The organism is Serratia sp. CY76391, assembly GCF_052166695.1.
Classification (GTDB): domain Bacteria; phylum Pseudomonadota; class Gammaproteobacteria; order Enterobacterales; family Enterobacteriaceae; genus Serratia; species Serratia nematodiphila.
Map to the genome: position 1 here is coordinate 12432 of NZ_JBJNOJ010000017.1, position 14111 is coordinate 26542.

The 14111-nt window shown below is 63.0% G+C and carries 16 protein-coding genes; 10 read left to right on the forward strand and 6 right to left on the reverse strand.

Annotated elements, in window-relative coordinates:
- Position 1: 1 nt before the first annotated feature.
- From hpxZ to ACJ8PN_RS24030, 4 genes are read right to left on the reverse strand one after another with little or no spacing between them, the layout of a single operon-like run.
- On the reverse strand, positions 2-391 hold the full coding sequence (hpxZ, locus tag ACJ8PN_RS24015) for an oxalurate catabolism protein HpxZ (RefSeq protein ID WP_351110133.1): 390 nt from the start codon (positions 389-391) through the stop codon (positions 2-4).
- Positions 392-394: 3 nt separating this feature from the next.
- On the reverse strand, positions 395-1789 hold the full coding sequence (locus ACJ8PN_RS24020) for an AtzE family amidohydrolase (RefSeq protein WP_171453356.1): 1395 nt from the start codon (positions 1787-1789) through the stop codon (positions 395-397).
- Positions 1786-1977 carry an oxalurate catabolism protein HpxX gene (gene hpxX / locus ACJ8PN_RS24025; RefSeq protein WP_033634115.1) on the reverse strand — a complete coding sequence of 64 codons (192 nt, stop codon included), beginning with the start codon at positions 1975-1977 and terminating at the stop codon, positions 1786-1788. Before hpxX ends, ACJ8PN_RS24020 begins: the two co-directional genes overlap by 4 nt.
- A 24-nt stretch (positions 1978-2001) precedes the next feature.
- On the reverse strand, positions 2002-3588 hold the full coding sequence (locus ACJ8PN_RS24030; protein ID WP_442535292.1) for a gamma-glutamyltransferase family protein: 1587 nt from the start codon (positions 3586-3588) through the stop codon (positions 2002-2004).
- Positions 3589-3730: 142 nt separating this feature from the next.
- Between ACJ8PN_RS24030 and ACJ8PN_RS24035 the strand changes: the two genes are divergently transcribed.
- The 7 genes from ACJ8PN_RS24035 (at position 3731) to hpxK (ending at position 10168) form a co-directional block, all read left to right on the forward strand.
- A complete protein-coding gene (locus tag ACJ8PN_RS24035; protein WP_442535303.1) occupies positions 3731-4570 on the forward strand; it encodes a MurR/RpiR family transcriptional regulator in 840 nt (279 codons plus the stop codon).
- Positions 4571-4786: 216 nt separating this feature from the next.
- A complete protein-coding gene (locus tag ACJ8PN_RS24040; protein WP_103101616.1) occupies positions 4787-5578 on the forward strand; it encodes a transporter substrate-binding domain-containing protein in 792 nt (263 codons plus the stop codon).
- A 12-nt stretch (positions 5579-5590) separates the two neighbouring features.
- On the forward strand, positions 5591-6256 hold the full coding sequence (locus ACJ8PN_RS24045) for an amino acid ABC transporter permease (protein ID WP_033634112.1): 666 nt from the start codon (positions 5591-5593) through the stop codon (positions 6254-6256).
- Positions 6256-6912 (forward strand): amino acid ABC transporter permease, encoded by a 657-nt coding sequence (locus ACJ8PN_RS24050; protein ID WP_033634111.1) that lies wholly within the window; start codon positions 6256-6258, stop codon positions 6910-6912. The genes ACJ8PN_RS24045 and ACJ8PN_RS24050 overlap by 1 nt, the downstream gene beginning before the upstream one ends.
- Positions 6893-7636 carry an amino acid ABC transporter ATP-binding protein gene (locus ACJ8PN_RS24055; RefSeq protein ID WP_033641954.1) on the forward strand — a complete coding sequence of 248 codons (744 nt, stop codon included), beginning with the start codon at positions 6893-6895 and terminating at the stop codon, positions 7634-7636. Before ACJ8PN_RS24050 ends, ACJ8PN_RS24055 begins: the two co-directional genes overlap by 20 nt.
- A gap of 46 nt (positions 7637-7682) precedes the next feature.
- The gene (locus ACJ8PN_RS24060) at positions 7683-8927 is read left to right on the forward strand and encodes a pyridoxal-phosphate-dependent aminotransferase family protein (RefSeq protein ID WP_033651003.1); all 1245 of its coding nucleotides are present in this window, start codon (positions 7683-7685) and stop codon (positions 8925-8927) included.
- Positions 8924-10168, forward strand: coding sequence for an allantoate amidohydrolase (gene hpxK, locus ACJ8PN_RS24065; protein ID WP_048326837.1), 1245 nt, complete (start codon positions 8924-8926; stop codon positions 10166-10168). The genes ACJ8PN_RS24060 and hpxK overlap by 4 nt, the downstream gene beginning before the upstream one ends.
- On the opposite strand, the gene ACJ8PN_RS24070 is transcribed toward hpxK, so the two are convergent.
- Together ACJ8PN_RS24070 and ACJ8PN_RS24075 are read right to left on the reverse strand one after the other, a co-directional pair.
- Positions 10169-10942: an amidohydrolase gene (locus tag ACJ8PN_RS24070; RefSeq protein ID WP_033634107.1), complete on the reverse strand. Its 774-nt coding sequence runs from the start codon at positions 10940-10942 to the stop codon at positions 10169-10171.
- Positions 10930-12090 (reverse strand): pyridoxal phosphate-dependent aminotransferase, encoded by a 1161-nt coding sequence (locus tag ACJ8PN_RS24075; RefSeq protein ID WP_048326838.1) that lies wholly within the window; start codon positions 12088-12090, stop codon positions 10930-10932. The genes ACJ8PN_RS24070 and ACJ8PN_RS24075 overlap by 13 nt, the downstream gene beginning before the upstream one ends.
- 164 nt (positions 12091-12254) lie before the next feature.
- On the opposite strand from ACJ8PN_RS24075, the gene ACJ8PN_RS24080 reads away from it, so the two are divergent.
- Genes ACJ8PN_RS24080 through ACJ8PN_RS24090 form a run of 3 tightly spaced genes read left to right on the forward strand, consistent with a single transcriptional unit; the run spans position 12255 to position 14094 of the window.
- On the forward strand, positions 12255-12869 hold the full coding sequence (locus ACJ8PN_RS24080; protein ID WP_197753972.1) for a methylthioribulose 1-phosphate dehydratase: 615 nt from the start codon (positions 12255-12257) through the stop codon (positions 12867-12869).
- Positions 12866-13555 carry an acireductone synthase gene (gene mtnC / locus ACJ8PN_RS24085; protein WP_442535293.1) on the forward strand — a complete coding sequence of 230 codons (690 nt, stop codon included), beginning with the start codon at positions 12866-12868 and terminating at the stop codon, positions 13553-13555. Before ACJ8PN_RS24080 ends, mtnC begins: the two co-directional genes overlap by 4 nt.
- Positions 13552-14094 carry a 1,2-dihydroxy-3-keto-5-methylthiopentene dioxygenase gene (locus ACJ8PN_RS24090; protein ID WP_442535294.1) on the forward strand — a complete coding sequence of 181 codons (543 nt, stop codon included), beginning with the start codon at positions 13552-13554 and terminating at the stop codon, positions 14092-14094. The genes mtnC and ACJ8PN_RS24090 overlap by 4 nt, the downstream gene beginning before the upstream one ends.
- The last annotated feature ends 17 nt before the right edge of the window (positions 14095-14111 follow it).

Genomic DNA, 14111 nt, shown 5'->3' on the forward strand with positions numbered 1-14111 from the left:
GCTAAGGCGTGTCGAGCAGGCTGACGTGCGCCGCTACGATGCGCCAGCCACAGGGCAGTTTGACCCAGGTTTGCATTTGCCGCCCCCTGCGATTGCTGCCCGGCCGATGAAATTCCGTGCTGGCCACCGCCATATCTTCACCAAAAGTCGTGATTTGGGTATTTTCCAACAGCCGCTCCAGTCCGTTGGCCGGGCGCCGTTGACGAAAATCGCGGATCTCGTCGATACCGTAGAGGCTTTCGGTGGCGCCATAGCGCACCGTGCGCGCGTCGTGCCAGAACAACTCGTCCAGCACATCGATGTCATTGCTGATTAACGCCTGTTCATAGCGGTAAAAGGCGGCGTTGACCTCCGCCAGCACTGCCGGCCGATCGATATGTTCATTGTTCATTGATTACTCCTGTTTGCAGGCGCAAGTGGCGATGCCGGCGCATTCCAGCGCATAGGCGGCGCGCAGCGCCAAATCTTCGCGCCACGGCGGGGCGATCAGTTGCAGGCCGATCGGCAGACCGGATGCGCTTTTCAAAGGAACCGTCACGACCGGCAGGCCAAGGAAGGAAATCGGCTGCGTCAGCATGCCCATACTGGCGCGGATCGGCAGATCGACGCCGTTGATGCGCATCGTTTCTTGGCCGATCGGCGTGGCGCTGCATGGCGTCGCCGGGGCGATCAAAATGTCCCAGTGCTTGAACAGCGGCGCGGCTTGCCGGCGAAACGCGTGACGAAAGCGCTGTGCCTGCAAATACCAGGTGGCGGGGAGCATGGCGCCGGCCAGCAGTCGTTCTCGCGACAGTGGCTCGAAGCGTTCGGGTTGGCTGCGCAACTGCGGCAGATAGCGATGGCCGCCCTCTGAGGCGCTGAGGATAAAGGCCGCCGATCGAGCCAGTTCGGCCTGCGGCAGCTCGACTTCGGCGCTGGCTGCCAGCGCTTGCGCCACCTGGTTGACTGCGGCTTTGGCATCATCATTGCACCATTGCAGGAAATAGCCGCCTAACACGGCGCAGCGCAGGTTCTGGCTGCCCTGCGCCAGCAACGCTTCGGTGCGGGAAATCGGCCGATCGCTCTGGAACGGATCCTCGGCGTCGATGCCCTGCATCGCATCATACACCGTCGCAAGATCGTGCACCCGGCGGGCGAACGGGCCGATGTGATCCAGGCTGTCGACAAACGGCTGGCTGCCGCTGCGCGAAAGACGGCCGAAGGTCGGTTTCAGACCATAAATGCCGCACAGCGAGGCGGGCACGCGTATTGAGCCATTGGTGTCGCTGCCGAGCGAAAAGGTCACCAGGCCGGCCGCTACCGCTGCGGCCGAGCCGCCCGAAGAGCCGCCGGCGATGCGTCCGAGGTCATGCGGGTTTCGGGTGGCGCCGTAATGGCTGTTCTCGGTGGTGAAACCGTAGGCGTAGGCGTCCATGTTCAACATGCCGCAAAGCAACGCGCCTTGATCCGCCAGCCGGGAGACGCCCCAGGCGTCGCGGCCGGCCGGTGGCCGATCGCTGAACAAGCGGGCGCCGGCCAGCGTGGTTTCACCGGCGACGTCGAACAGGTTTTTTACCGCATAGGGAATGCCGGCTAAAGCGGGCAGCGTTTGCCCAAGCGCGCGCGAACGGTCGAGGCGATCGGCTTCTTTTTGCATGCGTTCCCGGGTGATGTGCGTAAAGGCGTTCAGCGCGGGATTCTGACGGTCGATGTGATCGAGCGTATGCCGGACGATCTCGCGCGCCGAGAGCGCGCCGCGTTCAAGGGCCGTACGGATCTCGGCGAGCGACAGGGCACTTAAGGGGTTCATGGGCGATATACCCCTGCGATTTCCTGGCGCGGATCCAGCGGTAAGGCCATCAGCGGTTCGGCCAGCGCGGCGATGCGTTCGATCTGTTTCAACAGTTCCCGGCGGCGGACATCGTCCAGTTCCACGGCCAGCACGGTTTCCATCTGGTGGATATAGGCCGCCCAATCGGCGGCGTGTTGATTGTTCATAAGCGATCCCGATAAACAAGAGAGTCAGAAGCCGGCGGCGCTGCCGTTGCTTCGTGGATCGAAAGCGCCTTCGAACATGCCGTTGGTGTGGCGTACGATGGCGCCGGCATGGCCGACCGTTTCGCTGAAGGCCGGCAGCAGTTCAACGGCGTGGCCTCGCTGTCGCAGATAGTCGAGGGTCGCCGCGTTAAAGCGCCCCTCAAGCTTCAACGAGTCCGAACTTTCGCCCCAGGTTCGCCCCAGCAGCCAGCGCGGCGCGCTGATCGCCTGCTGCAGCGGCAGCCCTTGCACCACATGCCGCACGAATAACGCCGCTTGAGTCTGTGGCTGGCCGTCACCGCCCATCGAGCCGTAGATCAGCGTGCGTCCGTCATACAGCCGGGCGGCGGCCGGGTTCAGCGTATGGAACGGCTGCTTGCCCGGCGCCAGCGCCAGCAGATGATCGGCGTCCAGGCTGAAAGAGGCGCCGCGGTTTTGCCACAGGACGCCGCTGTTCGGCAGAACCACGCCGCTGCCGAATTCGTGGTAGATGCTCTGAATGAAGGAGACCGCCAGCCCGCTGCTGTCCATCACCCCCATCCAGACCGTATCGCCGGGGCCTTTGCCCTGGCCCCAGTCGGCCGCTTTTTGGCCGTCGATGCGCCCGGCCAGCCTATCCAAATGGTCGGCCGCCAGCAGCGCCTGCGGATCCTGCGTCATGTGGCGCGGATCGGTGATGAAACGGTCGCGCAGATCGAACGCCAGCTTGGTGGCCTCGACCACGGCGTGTACCACGGCGCCTTCGCTCTGTCCGACCAGCGGCAGACGGTCGGTCAGCCCGAGGATGGCAAGCGACACCAGCCCTTGGGTCGGGGGAGCCAGATTGAATATTTCACCTTTTTGGTGTTCCAGGCGCAGCGGAGGACGGCGGCATGGCCGATAACTCGCCAGATCCTGAGCGGTAAGCGGCATGCCCAACATCGCCATGTCCGCCGCCATGCTTTCAGCCAGCGGGCCGCGATAAAAACTGTCGAGCCCGTCCTCACTCAGTGCGATCAGCGTATCGGCCAGCTGCGGTTGGCAGAATCGTTGGCCGGCAAGCGGGATCTTTCCCTGCGGCAGGTAAATGCGGGCGAAGGGGGCGAACTCCTCCAGCTCGTGGCGTTTGCTGCGCGTCGCCGCCTCTTGGGAGGCGGTGACCGGAATGCCGTCGGCGGCGTAGCGTATGGCGTCGGCGAGCAACCGCGACAGCGGCAGCGGCGTTTCGCCCAGTTCGGCCGCATAGGCCAACGCCTCCTGCCAGCCGCCGACGGTGCCGGCCACGGTCAACGCCGCTTTTGGGCCGCGCTGCGGGATGCGGCTTTCTCTGGCGTACAGCGCCGGCGTCGCCAGCGAGCCGGCGGCGCCGCTGGCGTCGATGGTCAGCGGCTCGCCCTGCGGCGGCACGATCAGCCAGAAACCGTCACCGCCGATGCCGTTCATGTGCGGATAGACCACGGCGATGGTCGCGGCGGCGGCTACCATCGCCTCAATGGCGTTGCCGCCTTCGCGCAGCACCGCCAGCGCGCTTTCGCTGGCGAGATGGTGTGGCGTGACCGCCATGCCCTGTGGCGCGGTATTGCTGTTAATCATATTTCTGCCCTTGTCTGAGGTGAGCGTTTGGGTAACAGAAGCAAGAGGCGTTCCACTTTTAATCAGGACGATTAATTGCTTGTCAGTGAGGGGCCGGGGCGTGCTATGTTCCGGTGAAACAAAAGTTACAGCGAGAGTGATGATGCAGCCCTTCGATGAACGCCTGCGCAACGAATATCCGCAATTGGCGCCGCAGGAACAGCGCGTCGCCGACTTTATCCTCGATCATTTCGATGACCTGATCAGTTACAACAGCGCCGAGCTGGCGCGCTTGAGCGGGGTTTCTAAAGCCACGGTCAGCAGGCTGTTCAAGCGGTTGGGGTATCGCAGCTACAAGGACATGCGCGCTGAGTTGCGCACCCTGCGCCAGAGCGGCATGCCGGTGACCGACGAGAGGCATGCGGTGCAGGGCAATACGCTGCTGGCGCGGCATTACAAGCAGGAAATGGCTAACCTCTCGCACTGGGTGAGCCATCTCGATGTGGAGCAATTCGGCGCGGTGATCGCCGCGCTGGCGCGGGCGCGGCGGGTCGCGCTGCTGGGATTTCGCAACAGCTATCCGATAGCCATGCATCTGCGTCAGCAGCTGATGCAGGTGCGGGAGCGGGTGCTGCTGATGCCGCAGCCCGGCCAGACGCTGGCGGAGGAGCTGGTCGATCTCGCGCCGCAGGATATGGCGGTGGTGGTGGCGTTTCGGCGCCGGTCGCGTCAGCTCAAGGCGATACTGACGCAGCTGCAAACTCGCCGGGTGCCGACGCTGTTGATCTGCGAACCGCAGGCGCAGGCGCTGATCCCGCTGGCGGACTGGCATTTGGCCGCCTCGCTGGACAGCGTCTCCGCCTTCGACAGCTATTCAGCCGCCATGAGCTTATGTAACCTGCTCAGCAACGCCCTGCTGCATGAGATGTTGGAGCAGGGGCGATCGCGTATTCATCATATTGCCGGTCTGTATCAGGATTTGGACGAACTGGAACCGCGCTAACCGGCGCTTTTTTGGTGCTGATGCTCATTTTTGGTGCAACTCTGGCCTGTCTGCCTTCCCTTTCTCCGTCGCCGGCCCGCTGAGGCCGGCAGGTTTTTTCTCGTTAATCAGCGCCAGTTAAGGCATGGGTTCGACGTATTTTCGATTGGCACATTAGTTGCAGAGATTGTGGTGTAAGAATCTTTTGTTTCATCTTTTCACCATCGGGGATACGCTATGAACATCAAAAAAACGCTGTGGACGGTTTTCACCGGGATCGCCTTGCTGGCGCAGGCCGCGCCGACCATGGCGGATCAATTGCAAGAGATCCGGCAGCGCGGCGTCCTGCGCGTGGCGGTGCCGCAGGATTTCCCGCCATTCGGCTCGGTGGGCACCGATCTGCAGCCCCAGGGTTATGACATCGATATGGCGCGTTATCTGGCCGATAAGATGAAACTTAAGTTGCAGTTGGTGCCGGTCACCAGCGCCAACCGGGTGCCTTATCTGCAGACCAATAAAGTGGATCTGGTGATCTCCAGCCTGGGCAAAAATCCGGAGCGTGAAAAGACCATCGCCTTCAGCCGCGCCTATGCGCCGTTCTTCCTGGGGGTCTTTGGTCCGAAAGACGGCGCGTTGGCGAACATGGCGCAGCTCGATGGCAAGACCGTCGGCGTCACGCGCGGCGCGGTGGAGGATATGGTGCTGAGCGACGGCGCGCCTAAAGGGGCGCAGATCAAGCGTTATGAGGATAACAACACGACGCTGTCGGCCTATCTCTCCGGGCAGGTGCAGTACATCGCCACCGGTAACATGGTGGTGAGCGCCCTTGCGCGCCAGAATCCAGGCAAGGCGCCGGCCGCCAAGTTCATGTTGAAAGATTCGCCGTGCTTCGTGGGGTTGCGCCAGGGAGAACCGGCCTTGAAAGCCGCAGTGGATGCGCTGATTGGACAGGCGCTGGCGGACAAGACGTTGAATGGCCTGTCGGAGAAATGGTTGAAGGCGCCGCTGCCCGATGGTTTTGGCGCATAACGGGAGCGGCGGATGACCTATCAGCTGAATTTCTCCGCGCTCTGGCCCTACATGCCTGAGCTGTTGGCGGGGTTACTGACGACGATGGCGCTGACGGCGCTGGCGACGTTGATGGGGGTTGCGTTGGGCATTTGCGGCGCGGCGATCCGCAGCGGCCGGGCCGGCGCGCTGAGCCGCCTCTGGGGCGTTTACGTCGAAGTGGTGCGCAACACGCCGTTCGTCGTGCAGTTGTTCTTCATCGTGTTCGGCCTGCCGAGCCTGGGCTGGAAACTGACGGCCGGGCAGGCGGCGCTGCTGGCGATGGTGATCAACCTTGGCGCCTACAGCACCGAAATTATACGCGCCGGCATTCAGGTCACGCCGAAGGGGCAGTGGGAAGCGGGACGCGTGTTGGGGCTCAGCCGCAGCCAGACCTTTTTACGCATCGTACTGCCGCCGTCGCTGCAGCGTATTTATCCGGCGTTGGTGAGCCAGTGCATCATTGTGATGCTGGGATCCTCGGTGGTGTCGCAGGTCTCGTTCGAAGAGCTGACCTTCGCCGCCAACCTGATCCAGTCACGCACCTTCCTCAGCTTTGAAGTCTATCTGGTGACGGCGCTGCTTTATCTGTTGTTGTCGCTGTTGATGCGTCAACTGTTGCTGGCCGCCGGGCGGCGTTTTTTAGGGAGCCGAAACTGATGCTGACGTTTACCGATTGGGACATCGTGCGCAATCTGCTGTTGGCGGCTCGCTGGACGCTGCTGCTGTCGTTGACGGCGTTCTTCGGCGGCACGCTGGTGGCGCTGCCGCTGGTGTTAATGCGCCTGAGCAAGCGCCGCTGGGCAATGCGTTTTGTCCGCGTTTACGCGGAACTGTTTCAGGGCACGCCGCTGCTGATGCAGCTGTTTTTAGCGTTTTTCGGTCTGGCGCTGTTCGGCGTCGACGTCAGCCCATGGACCGCGGCCGCGCTGGCGCTGACGCTATTCACCAGCGCTTTTCTGGTGGATATCTGGTCCGGCAGCATCGCCGCCTTGCCGAAAGGTCAGTGGGAGGCAGCCCGTTGTCTCGGGCTGAGTTTCGCGCAGACGCTGATGCGCGTCATCACGCCGCAGGCGGTGCGTATCGCCATTGCGCCGACCGTCGGTTTCTCGGTTCAGGTGATCAAGGGCACCGCCTTGGCGTCGATCATTGGCTTCGTCGAGCTGACCAAGGCCGGCACCATGCTGAACAATGTGACTTATCAGCCCTTCAAGGTGTTTGGTCTGGTCGCGTTGGGCTATTTCCTGATGTGCTATCCCTTGTCGCGTTACAGCCATTATCTGGAGAAGAAATGCCATGCCGATCATCACCATTAATCAGGTTCAAAAATATTACGGTCAGAATCATGTGTTGAAGGGCGTGGATCTGGATATCGACATGGGACAGGTGGTCTCGATCATCGGCCGCAGCGGGTCTGGTAAAAGCACGCTATTGCGCTGTATCAACGGGCTGGAAGGGTATCAGGAAGGGAGCATCAAACTGGGCGGCATGACCATCACCGATCGCGATTCGCAGGCGCGTGAAATCAGCCGCTCGATTGGCATGGTGTTTCAGAACTTTAACCTGTTCCCGCATATGACGGCGCTGGAAAACGTGATGCTGGCGCCGCGCCGGGTGCTGAAAAAAAGCGCTGCCGAGTGCCGCGAGTTGGCCGAACAGATGCTGAACAAGGTGGGATTGGGTGAGCGCATGCATTACGCGCCGGCCAACCTTTCCGGCGGGCAACAGCAGCGGGTGGCGATCGCCCGGGCGCTGGCGATGAAACCGAAGGTGTTGCTGTGCGATGAGATCACCTCGGCGCTGGATCCCGAGCTGGTGGGTGAAGTCCTGAAGGTGCTGGAACAGTTGGCGCGAGAGGGCATGACGCTGATTCTGGTCACTCATGAAATGAGCTTCGCCCGCGAGGTGGGCGACCGGGTGGTATTCATGCACCAGGGCAAGGTGTGGGAGCAGGGAAATAGCCGCACGCTGTTCGCCAATCCGCAAACGCAGGAATTGAAACAGTTTATCGCTTCTGTGCGCGGGTTGTCAGAAGCCTGATCTCGGCAAATAAAATGACAAGTTATTAAGCTGGTAAGGAAATAACATGCTAACTACTCCGCAGTTCGAACAGATTAACCCGCCGGCGCGCCTGTTGATGGGGCCGGGGCCGATCAACGCCGATCCGCGCGTTCTGCGCGCCATGTCGAGCCAGCTGATCGGCCAGTACGATCCGGCAATGACCGGTTACATGAATCAGGTCATGGCGCTGTATCGCGCGCTGTTCCGCACCGAAAACCGCTGGACGATGCTGGTGGACGGCACCTCGCGCGCCGGCATCGAGGCGCTGCTGGTTTCTGCCATTCGTCCGGGCGATAAGGTGCTGGTGCCGGTATTCGGCCGCTTCGGACATCTGCTGTGCGAAATTGCCCGCCGTTGTCGCGCCGAGGTACACACGATCGACGCGCCGTGGGGCGAGGTGTTCAGCGCCGATCGCATCGAAGACGCGATTAAGCGGGTGCGCCCGCGTCTGCTGCTGACGGTGCAGGGCGACACGTCCACCACCATGCTGCAGCCGCTGCATGAGCTGGGTGATATCTGTCGCCGCCACGGCGTGCTGTTCTATACCGATGCGACGGCGTCCTTCGGCGGCAACCCGCTGGAGACCGACGCCTGGGGGCTGGATGCGGTCTCCGCCGGGCTGCAGAAGTGCCTGGGCGGCCCTTCCGGCAGTTCGCCGGTCACCCTCAGCCCGCAGTTTGAAGAGATCGTGCGCCGTCGCAAATGCGTGGAGGAGGGGATCCGAACCGCCGAACATGCCGACGGCGACGACGAGATGATCTACTCCAACTATTTCGACCTCGGCATGATCATGGATTATTGGGGGCCGGAACGCCTGAATCACCATACCGAAGCCACCAGCATGTTGTTCGCGGCGCGAGAATGCGCGCGGGTGATCCTCGAGGAAGGGCTGGATCAGGCCATTGCCCGCCACCGGCTGCACGGCGCGGCGATGCTGGCGGGCATCCAAGGCATGGGGCTGGCGGTGTTCGGCGATCTCGATCACCGTATGAATAACGTGCTCGGCGTGATGATCCCGCCGCAGGTGCACGGCGAGCAGGTGCGGCAGATGATGCTGAACGATTTCGCCATCGAAATCGGCACCTCGTTCGGCCCGCTGCAGGGCAAGATCTGGCGCATCGGCACCATGGGCTACAACGCGCGCAAAGATTGCGTGCTGCAAACGTTGGCGGCGCTGGAGGCGGTGTTGAACCGGTTGGGCTTCGCCACGCAACAGGGGGAGGCCCTCCAGGCGGCCTGGAACCTGTACGATGCAGGACGGCCAGAATGACGCCGCAGGAGGCGCAGCAGGCCGCCGCGCGGGTGATGGCGCGCTGTGACGAGCTGGCGGCGATCAGCGCGGAGCCCGGTAAACTGACGCGTCTTTATTTGTCTGCGGAACATCGGCGCGCCAACGTTCTGGTGGGCGAATGGATGCGCGAGAGCGGCATGCGGGTGTGGCAAGACAGCGTCGGCAATATCTGTGGCCGTTATGAAGGGCTAACGCCCGGCGCCCCCGCGCTGCTGCTCGGTTCGCATCTGGACACGGTGCGCAACGCCGGGCGTTATGACGGCATGCTCGGCGTGCTCACGGCGCTGGAAACGGTGGCGCAATACCACCGCCAGGGGCGCCGTTTGCCGCTGGCGCTGGAGGTGATCGGCTTTGCCGACGAAGAGGGCGCTCGCTTTGGCGTGACGTTGCTGGGCAGCCGCGGCCTGACCGGCCAATGGCCGCAGGAATGGCTGGCGCAGACTGACGCGGACGGGGTGAGCATCGCGCAGGCCATGCGCGACTTTGGGCTGGAGCCGACGGCGATCGCGCAGGCGCGCCGCGCGCCGCAGGAAATCCGCGCTTATCTGGAATTGCATATCGAACAGGGCCCATGTCTGGAGGCGGCCGACCTGGCGCTGGGGGTGGTGACGGCGATCAACGGCGCGCGTCGGCTTAACTGTGTCTTTAGCGGGGAGGCGGGGCATGCCGGTACGGTGCCGATGGGGCAGCGCAAAGACGCGCTGGCGGCCGCGGCGGAATGGATAACGGCGGTTGAAACGTTGACTCGCGCCGCCGATCCGCATCTGGTGGCCACCGTCGGCTGCATCGAGAGCCTGCCGGGCGCGGCCAACGTGATCCCGGGCGAAGTGCGATTGACGCTCGACGTGCGCGGCCCGCAGGATGCGCCGCTGGCGGCGCTGTTGGAGATGTTGCTGGCGCAGGCGCAGACGATCTGCGCACGCCGCGGAGCGCGCTTCGCCAGCGAGGAGTTTTACCGCATTGACGCCACCGCCTGCGATAGCGATCTGCAGCGCCGCTGGCAGGCGGCCGTCGAGCAGGTTCAGGGGCAGAGTCTGGCGCTGCCGAGCGGCGCCGGTCATGACGCCATCGCCGTGGCGGCGCAATGGCCGGTCGGCATGCTGTTTGTGCGTTGCGCCGGCGGCGTCAGCCATCATCCGGCCGAAGCGGTGCGGCAGGCGGACGTAGCGCTGGCGATCCAGGCCTATTGCCTGACGATCGCCGGCTGGGACCGCGTTTAATCAGTCAAGACGCAGAAAACTGTCGGCGTCGCGCCAGGCCGGGAAGGCGCTGCGGTAACTTTGCAGGTTTTCCAGCGACAGCTCGGCGTCCAGCCGCGCGGCCGCGCCGGGCTCGGCATCCGCCAGGATCTCGCCCTGCGGGCTGATGATCAGGCTGTCTCCGCTGTAGTTCAGGCCGTTAGGGTCTTCGCCCACCCGGTTGCAGCCCGCCACATACACCTGATTTTCAATCGCCCGCGCCGCCAGCAGCGTTTGCCAATGGCGGCTGCGCGGCGCCGGCCAGTTGGCGACGTACAGCGCCAGATCGTAATCCTGCTGATAGCGCGCCCAGACCGGGAAACGCAGGTCGTAGCAGATCTGCGGCAGGATGCGCCAGCCGCGCCACTCGAAGATTTCACGCCGGTTGCCGGCCTGGTAGTGCAGGTGTTCGCCGGCCATGCGGAACAGATGGCGTTTGTCATAGGCATGCACCTGGCCGCCCGGCTCCACCAGCAGGAAGCGATTGACCGCGCCTTCGGCGGTTTTCAGCGCCACGCTGCCGCCGATCAACGCGTGGCTTTTCACCGCCCAGCCGTGCAGCCAGTCGATCACTTGCTGTTCGGGCAGGGCGCTCTCGCCGGCATCCATGGCAAAACCGGTGGTGAACATTTCCGGCAAGACGATGAGATCGCGCCCGACGATCGGCGCCAGCAACGCGTCGAAGGCGGCCAGGTTAGCGAGGCCGTCGCGCCAGACCAGCGGTTGCTGCAACAGGGTAATTTTTAAAGTCGACATAACCGCTCCGCAGCTGCATCCAGCGTGGCGTCCTGCTTAGCGAAGCACAGCCGGATCAATTTATGAGGGAAAGGATCGGCACAGAAGACCGACAGCGGAATGGCCGCCACGCCCACGTGCTCAGTTAACCAATGGCAGAACGCCACATCGTCCAGATCGGAGATGGCGCTGTAGTCCGCCAGCAAGAAGTATGTACCGGCGCAGGGTAAAATTTCCAGTCGGCTGCTCGCCAGCGCCTGCACAAAGCGATCGCGCTTGGCGCGATAGAACGCCGGCAGCTGTCGCCAGTGCTCCGGTTCGGTGCGCAGGCTATCCGCCAGCGCCAACTGCGCCGGAGTATTGACCGAAAAGGTCAGGTATTGATGCACCTTGCGCACCTCGGCGCTCAGCGCGGCGGGCGCCACGCAGTAACCCACTTTCCAGCCGGTCATGTGGAAGGTTTTGCCGAAAGAGGAGACCGCGATCGCGCGTTGGCGCAGCTGCGGGTGGGCCAACACGCTGGCGTGGCCGCCTTTGGCGAAGCAGATATGTTCGTAAACCTCGTCGCTGAGCACGTAGATTTCGCGTTCGGCGATGGCGTGCCACAGCTGCTGCATGTCTTCCGCCTGCCAGGCGGTGGCGGACGGATTGTGCGGCGTGTTGACGATCACCAGGCGGGTGCGCGGCGACAGCGCGGCGGCGAACCGTTGCCAATCCACGGCAAACGCGGGCGGCTGCAGGGCGAGGCGTTTGAGTACGCCGCCGGCCAGCGTCACCGCCGGCGCGTAGCTGTCGTAGCTCGGATCGAAACAGACCACCTCATCGCCGGGGCGCACCAGTGCCGTGATGGCGGCGAACAGCGCTTCGGTAGCGCCGGCGGTGACGGTCACTTCGGCGGTGGCGTCCGGCTGCCAGCCATACAGCTCGGCAGTTTTGTCGGCGATGGCTTCGCGCAGCGCCGCCACGCCGGTCATCGGTGCATATTGGTTGGCGCCCTGGGCGACATGCCAGGCCAGGCGTGCTTTCAGGTAGTCCGGCCCGTCGAAATCGGGGAAGCCCTGCGACAGGTTGATCGCCTGATGCTGCTGCGCCAGCGCGCTCATCTGGGTGAAGATGGTGGTGCCCAGGGCAGGCAGTTTACTTTCGGGAATCAATGCGGAAGTGCTCATAGCAGGTGAATACTCCAGGCGCTTATATTGCCGTCAATATAACACGATGCTAGTATTTGGCAATCAAGACGCTTAGATGGCTAAATGCAAAAAAGTGCTTAGCCTGTCGCGCAGCCGGCTAAGCCTCACCTGCTGACCGCTATACCGAACGGGAAACGATAACAATGACGGAGAATCCGCAACTTACCGCATTACTGGCGGCCTGCCACTGGATTGGCGACAAAGGTTGGTGTCCGGCGACCGGCGGCAACATGTCGTTGCGCCTCGACGAACGCCAGTGCCTGGTCACCGAATCCGGCAAAGACAAAGGCAGCCTGAGCGCCGCCGATTTTCTGCGGGTGGATATTGCTGACAATCACGTGCCGAGCGGCCGTACGCCATCGGCGGAAACCGGGCTGCATACGCTGCTCTATCGCTTGTACCCGCACCTTGGCGCGGTGTTGCATACCCATTCCGTCAACGCCACCGTGTTGTCGCGGGTGGAACGCGGCGATGCGTTGGTGTTGCAGGGGTACGAAATGCAAAAGTCGCTCGCCGGCCAGCGCAGCCACCTGGACAGCGTGGCGATCCCCATTTTCGATAACGATCAGGACATCCCCCGGCTGGCGGCGCGCGTGGCGGCCTATGCCGAGGTCACGCCGCTGCAGTACGGTTTTCTGGTGCGCGGCCACGGTCTCTATTGCTGGGGAAGCCAGGTGGCGGAAGCCCGCCGTCATCTCGAAGGGCTGGAATTCCTGTTCCAGTGTGAACTGCAACGTCGCTTGCTGGAGGCGAAATGATCCGCGCTATCGTGACTGATATTGAAGGCACCACCAGCGATATTCGCTTCGTGCATCAGGTGCTGTTTCCCTATGCCCGTGAACGGCTGGCGGATTTTGTTCGCCGTCACGCCACGGAGAGCGAAGTCGCCGCGCCGCTGGCGGCGCTGCGCGCTGAAATTGACCAGCCACGGGCGGATCTCGACGCGCTGATCGCCGCGCTGTACCGCTTTATGGATGAAGACCGTAAATCCACCGCGCTCAAGGCGCTGCAGGGCATCATCTGGCGTAGCGGCTATCGCGAAGGGGATTTCCGCGGGCATCTGTACCCGGAGGTCGCCGGGCAGCTGGCCGCCTGGCAGCGTCAGGGGCTGAAGCTTTACGTCTATTCCTCCGGTTCGGTGGAGGCGCAGAAGCTGCTGTTCGGCCACAGCGACGCCGGCGATCTGCAGCCGCTGTTTAGCGGCTATTTCGACACGCACGTCGGCGCCAAGCGTGAAACCGCGTCGTACCGCAACATTGCGCAGGCTATCGGCATCGCGCCCGACGAACTGCTGTTCCTGTCAGATATCCACCAGGAGCTGGACGCGGCGCAGGCCGCCGGCTGGCATACCTGCCAGCTGATCCGCGATGAGGCGGACGCACAAAGCCGGCATCCGCAGGTCAGCCGTTTTGATCACATCGATTTAGGGGAGTTTGTCTCATGAGTGGATTGACCATTTTCAGTGATACAGCGCCGCAGCAGCCGCTGTGGCAGAGCCGCGACGCGCAGGAAATCCAGCGCCAGCTGGCGCAGATCGGCGTGCGCTTTGAGCGTTGGCAGGCGGATCGCGAGCTGGGCGACAATCCGCAGCCGGAGGCGGTGATCGCCGCCTACCAGCATGAGATCGACCGGCTGGTGGCGGAAAAGGGCTACCAGAGCTGGGACGTGATCAGCATGCGCCCGGACCACGAACAGCGCCTGGCGCTGCGTGAAAAATTCCTGTCCGAACATACGCACGGCGAAGATGAAGTGCGCTTTTTCGTTGAAGGGGCGGGGCTGTTTTGCCTGCATCTGGACGGCAAGATCTTCCAGATCCTGTGCGAAAAGAACGATCTGATCTCAGTGCCGGCCAACACCCGTCACTGGTTCGATATGGGCTCGGCGCCGCACTTTACCGCGATCCGGGTGTTCGACAACCCGGAAGGCTGGGTGGCGCATTTCACCGGCGACAAGATCGCCGATGCCTATCCGCGTCTGGACTGATCGTTAACCGGCGGGCG

Bases quoted from the DNA above. Each gene is read 5' to 3' on its own strand.
- hpxZ (WP_351110133.1), bottom strand. From the start codon at position 391: ATGAACAATGAACATATCGATCGGCCGGCAGTGCTGGCGGAGGTCAAC.
- ACJ8PN_RS24020 (WP_171453356.1), bottom strand. From the start codon at position 1,789: ATGAACCCCTTAAGTGCCCTGTCGCTCGCCGAGATCCGTACGGCCCTT.
- hpxX (WP_033634115.1), bottom strand. From the start codon at position 1,977: ATGAACAATCAACACGCCGCCGATTGGGCGGCCTATATCCACCAGATG.
- ACJ8PN_RS24030 (WP_442535292.1), bottom strand. From the start codon at position 3,588: ATGATTAACAGCAATACCGCGCCACAGGGCATGGCGGTCACGCCACAC.
- ACJ8PN_RS24035 (WP_442535303.1), top strand. From the start codon at position 3,731: ATGCAGCCCTTCGATGAACGCCTGCGCAACGAATATCCGCAATTGGCG.
- ACJ8PN_RS24040 (WP_103101616.1), top strand. From the start codon at position 4,787: ATGAACATCAAAAAAACGCTGTGGACGGTTTTCACCGGGATCGCCTTG.
- ACJ8PN_RS24045 (WP_033634112.1), top strand. From the start codon at position 5,591: ATGACCTATCAGCTGAATTTCTCCGCGCTCTGGCCCTACATGCCTGAG.
- ACJ8PN_RS24050 (WP_033634111.1), top strand. From the start codon at position 6,256: ATGCTGACGTTTACCGATTGGGACATCGTGCGCAATCTGCTGTTGGCG.
- ACJ8PN_RS24055 (WP_033641954.1), top strand. From the start codon at position 6,893: ATGCCGATCATCACCATTAATCAGGTTCAAAAATATTACGGTCAGAAT.
- ACJ8PN_RS24060 (WP_033651003.1), top strand. From the start codon at position 7,683: ATGCTAACTACTCCGCAGTTCGAACAGATTAACCCGCCGGCGCGCCTG.
- hpxK (WP_048326837.1), top strand. From the start codon at position 8,924: ATGACGCCGCAGGAGGCGCAGCAGGCCGCCGCGCGGGTGATGGCGCGC.
- ACJ8PN_RS24070 (WP_033634107.1), bottom strand. From the start codon at position 10,942: ATGTCGACTTTAAAAATTACCCTGTTGCAGCAACCGCTGGTCTGGCGC.
- ACJ8PN_RS24075 (WP_048326838.1), bottom strand. From the start codon at position 12,090: ATGAGCACTTCCGCATTGATTCCCGAAAGTAAACTGCCTGCCCTGGGC.
- ACJ8PN_RS24080 (WP_197753972.1), top strand. From the start codon at position 12,255: ATGACGGAGAATCCGCAACTTACCGCATTACTGGCGGCCTGCCACTGG.
- mtnC (WP_442535293.1), top strand. From the start codon at position 12,866: ATGATCCGCGCTATCGTGACTGATATTGAAGGCACCACCAGCGATATT.
- ACJ8PN_RS24090 (WP_442535294.1), top strand. From the start codon at position 13,552: ATGAGTGGATTGACCATTTTCAGTGATACAGCGCCGCAGCAGCCGCTG.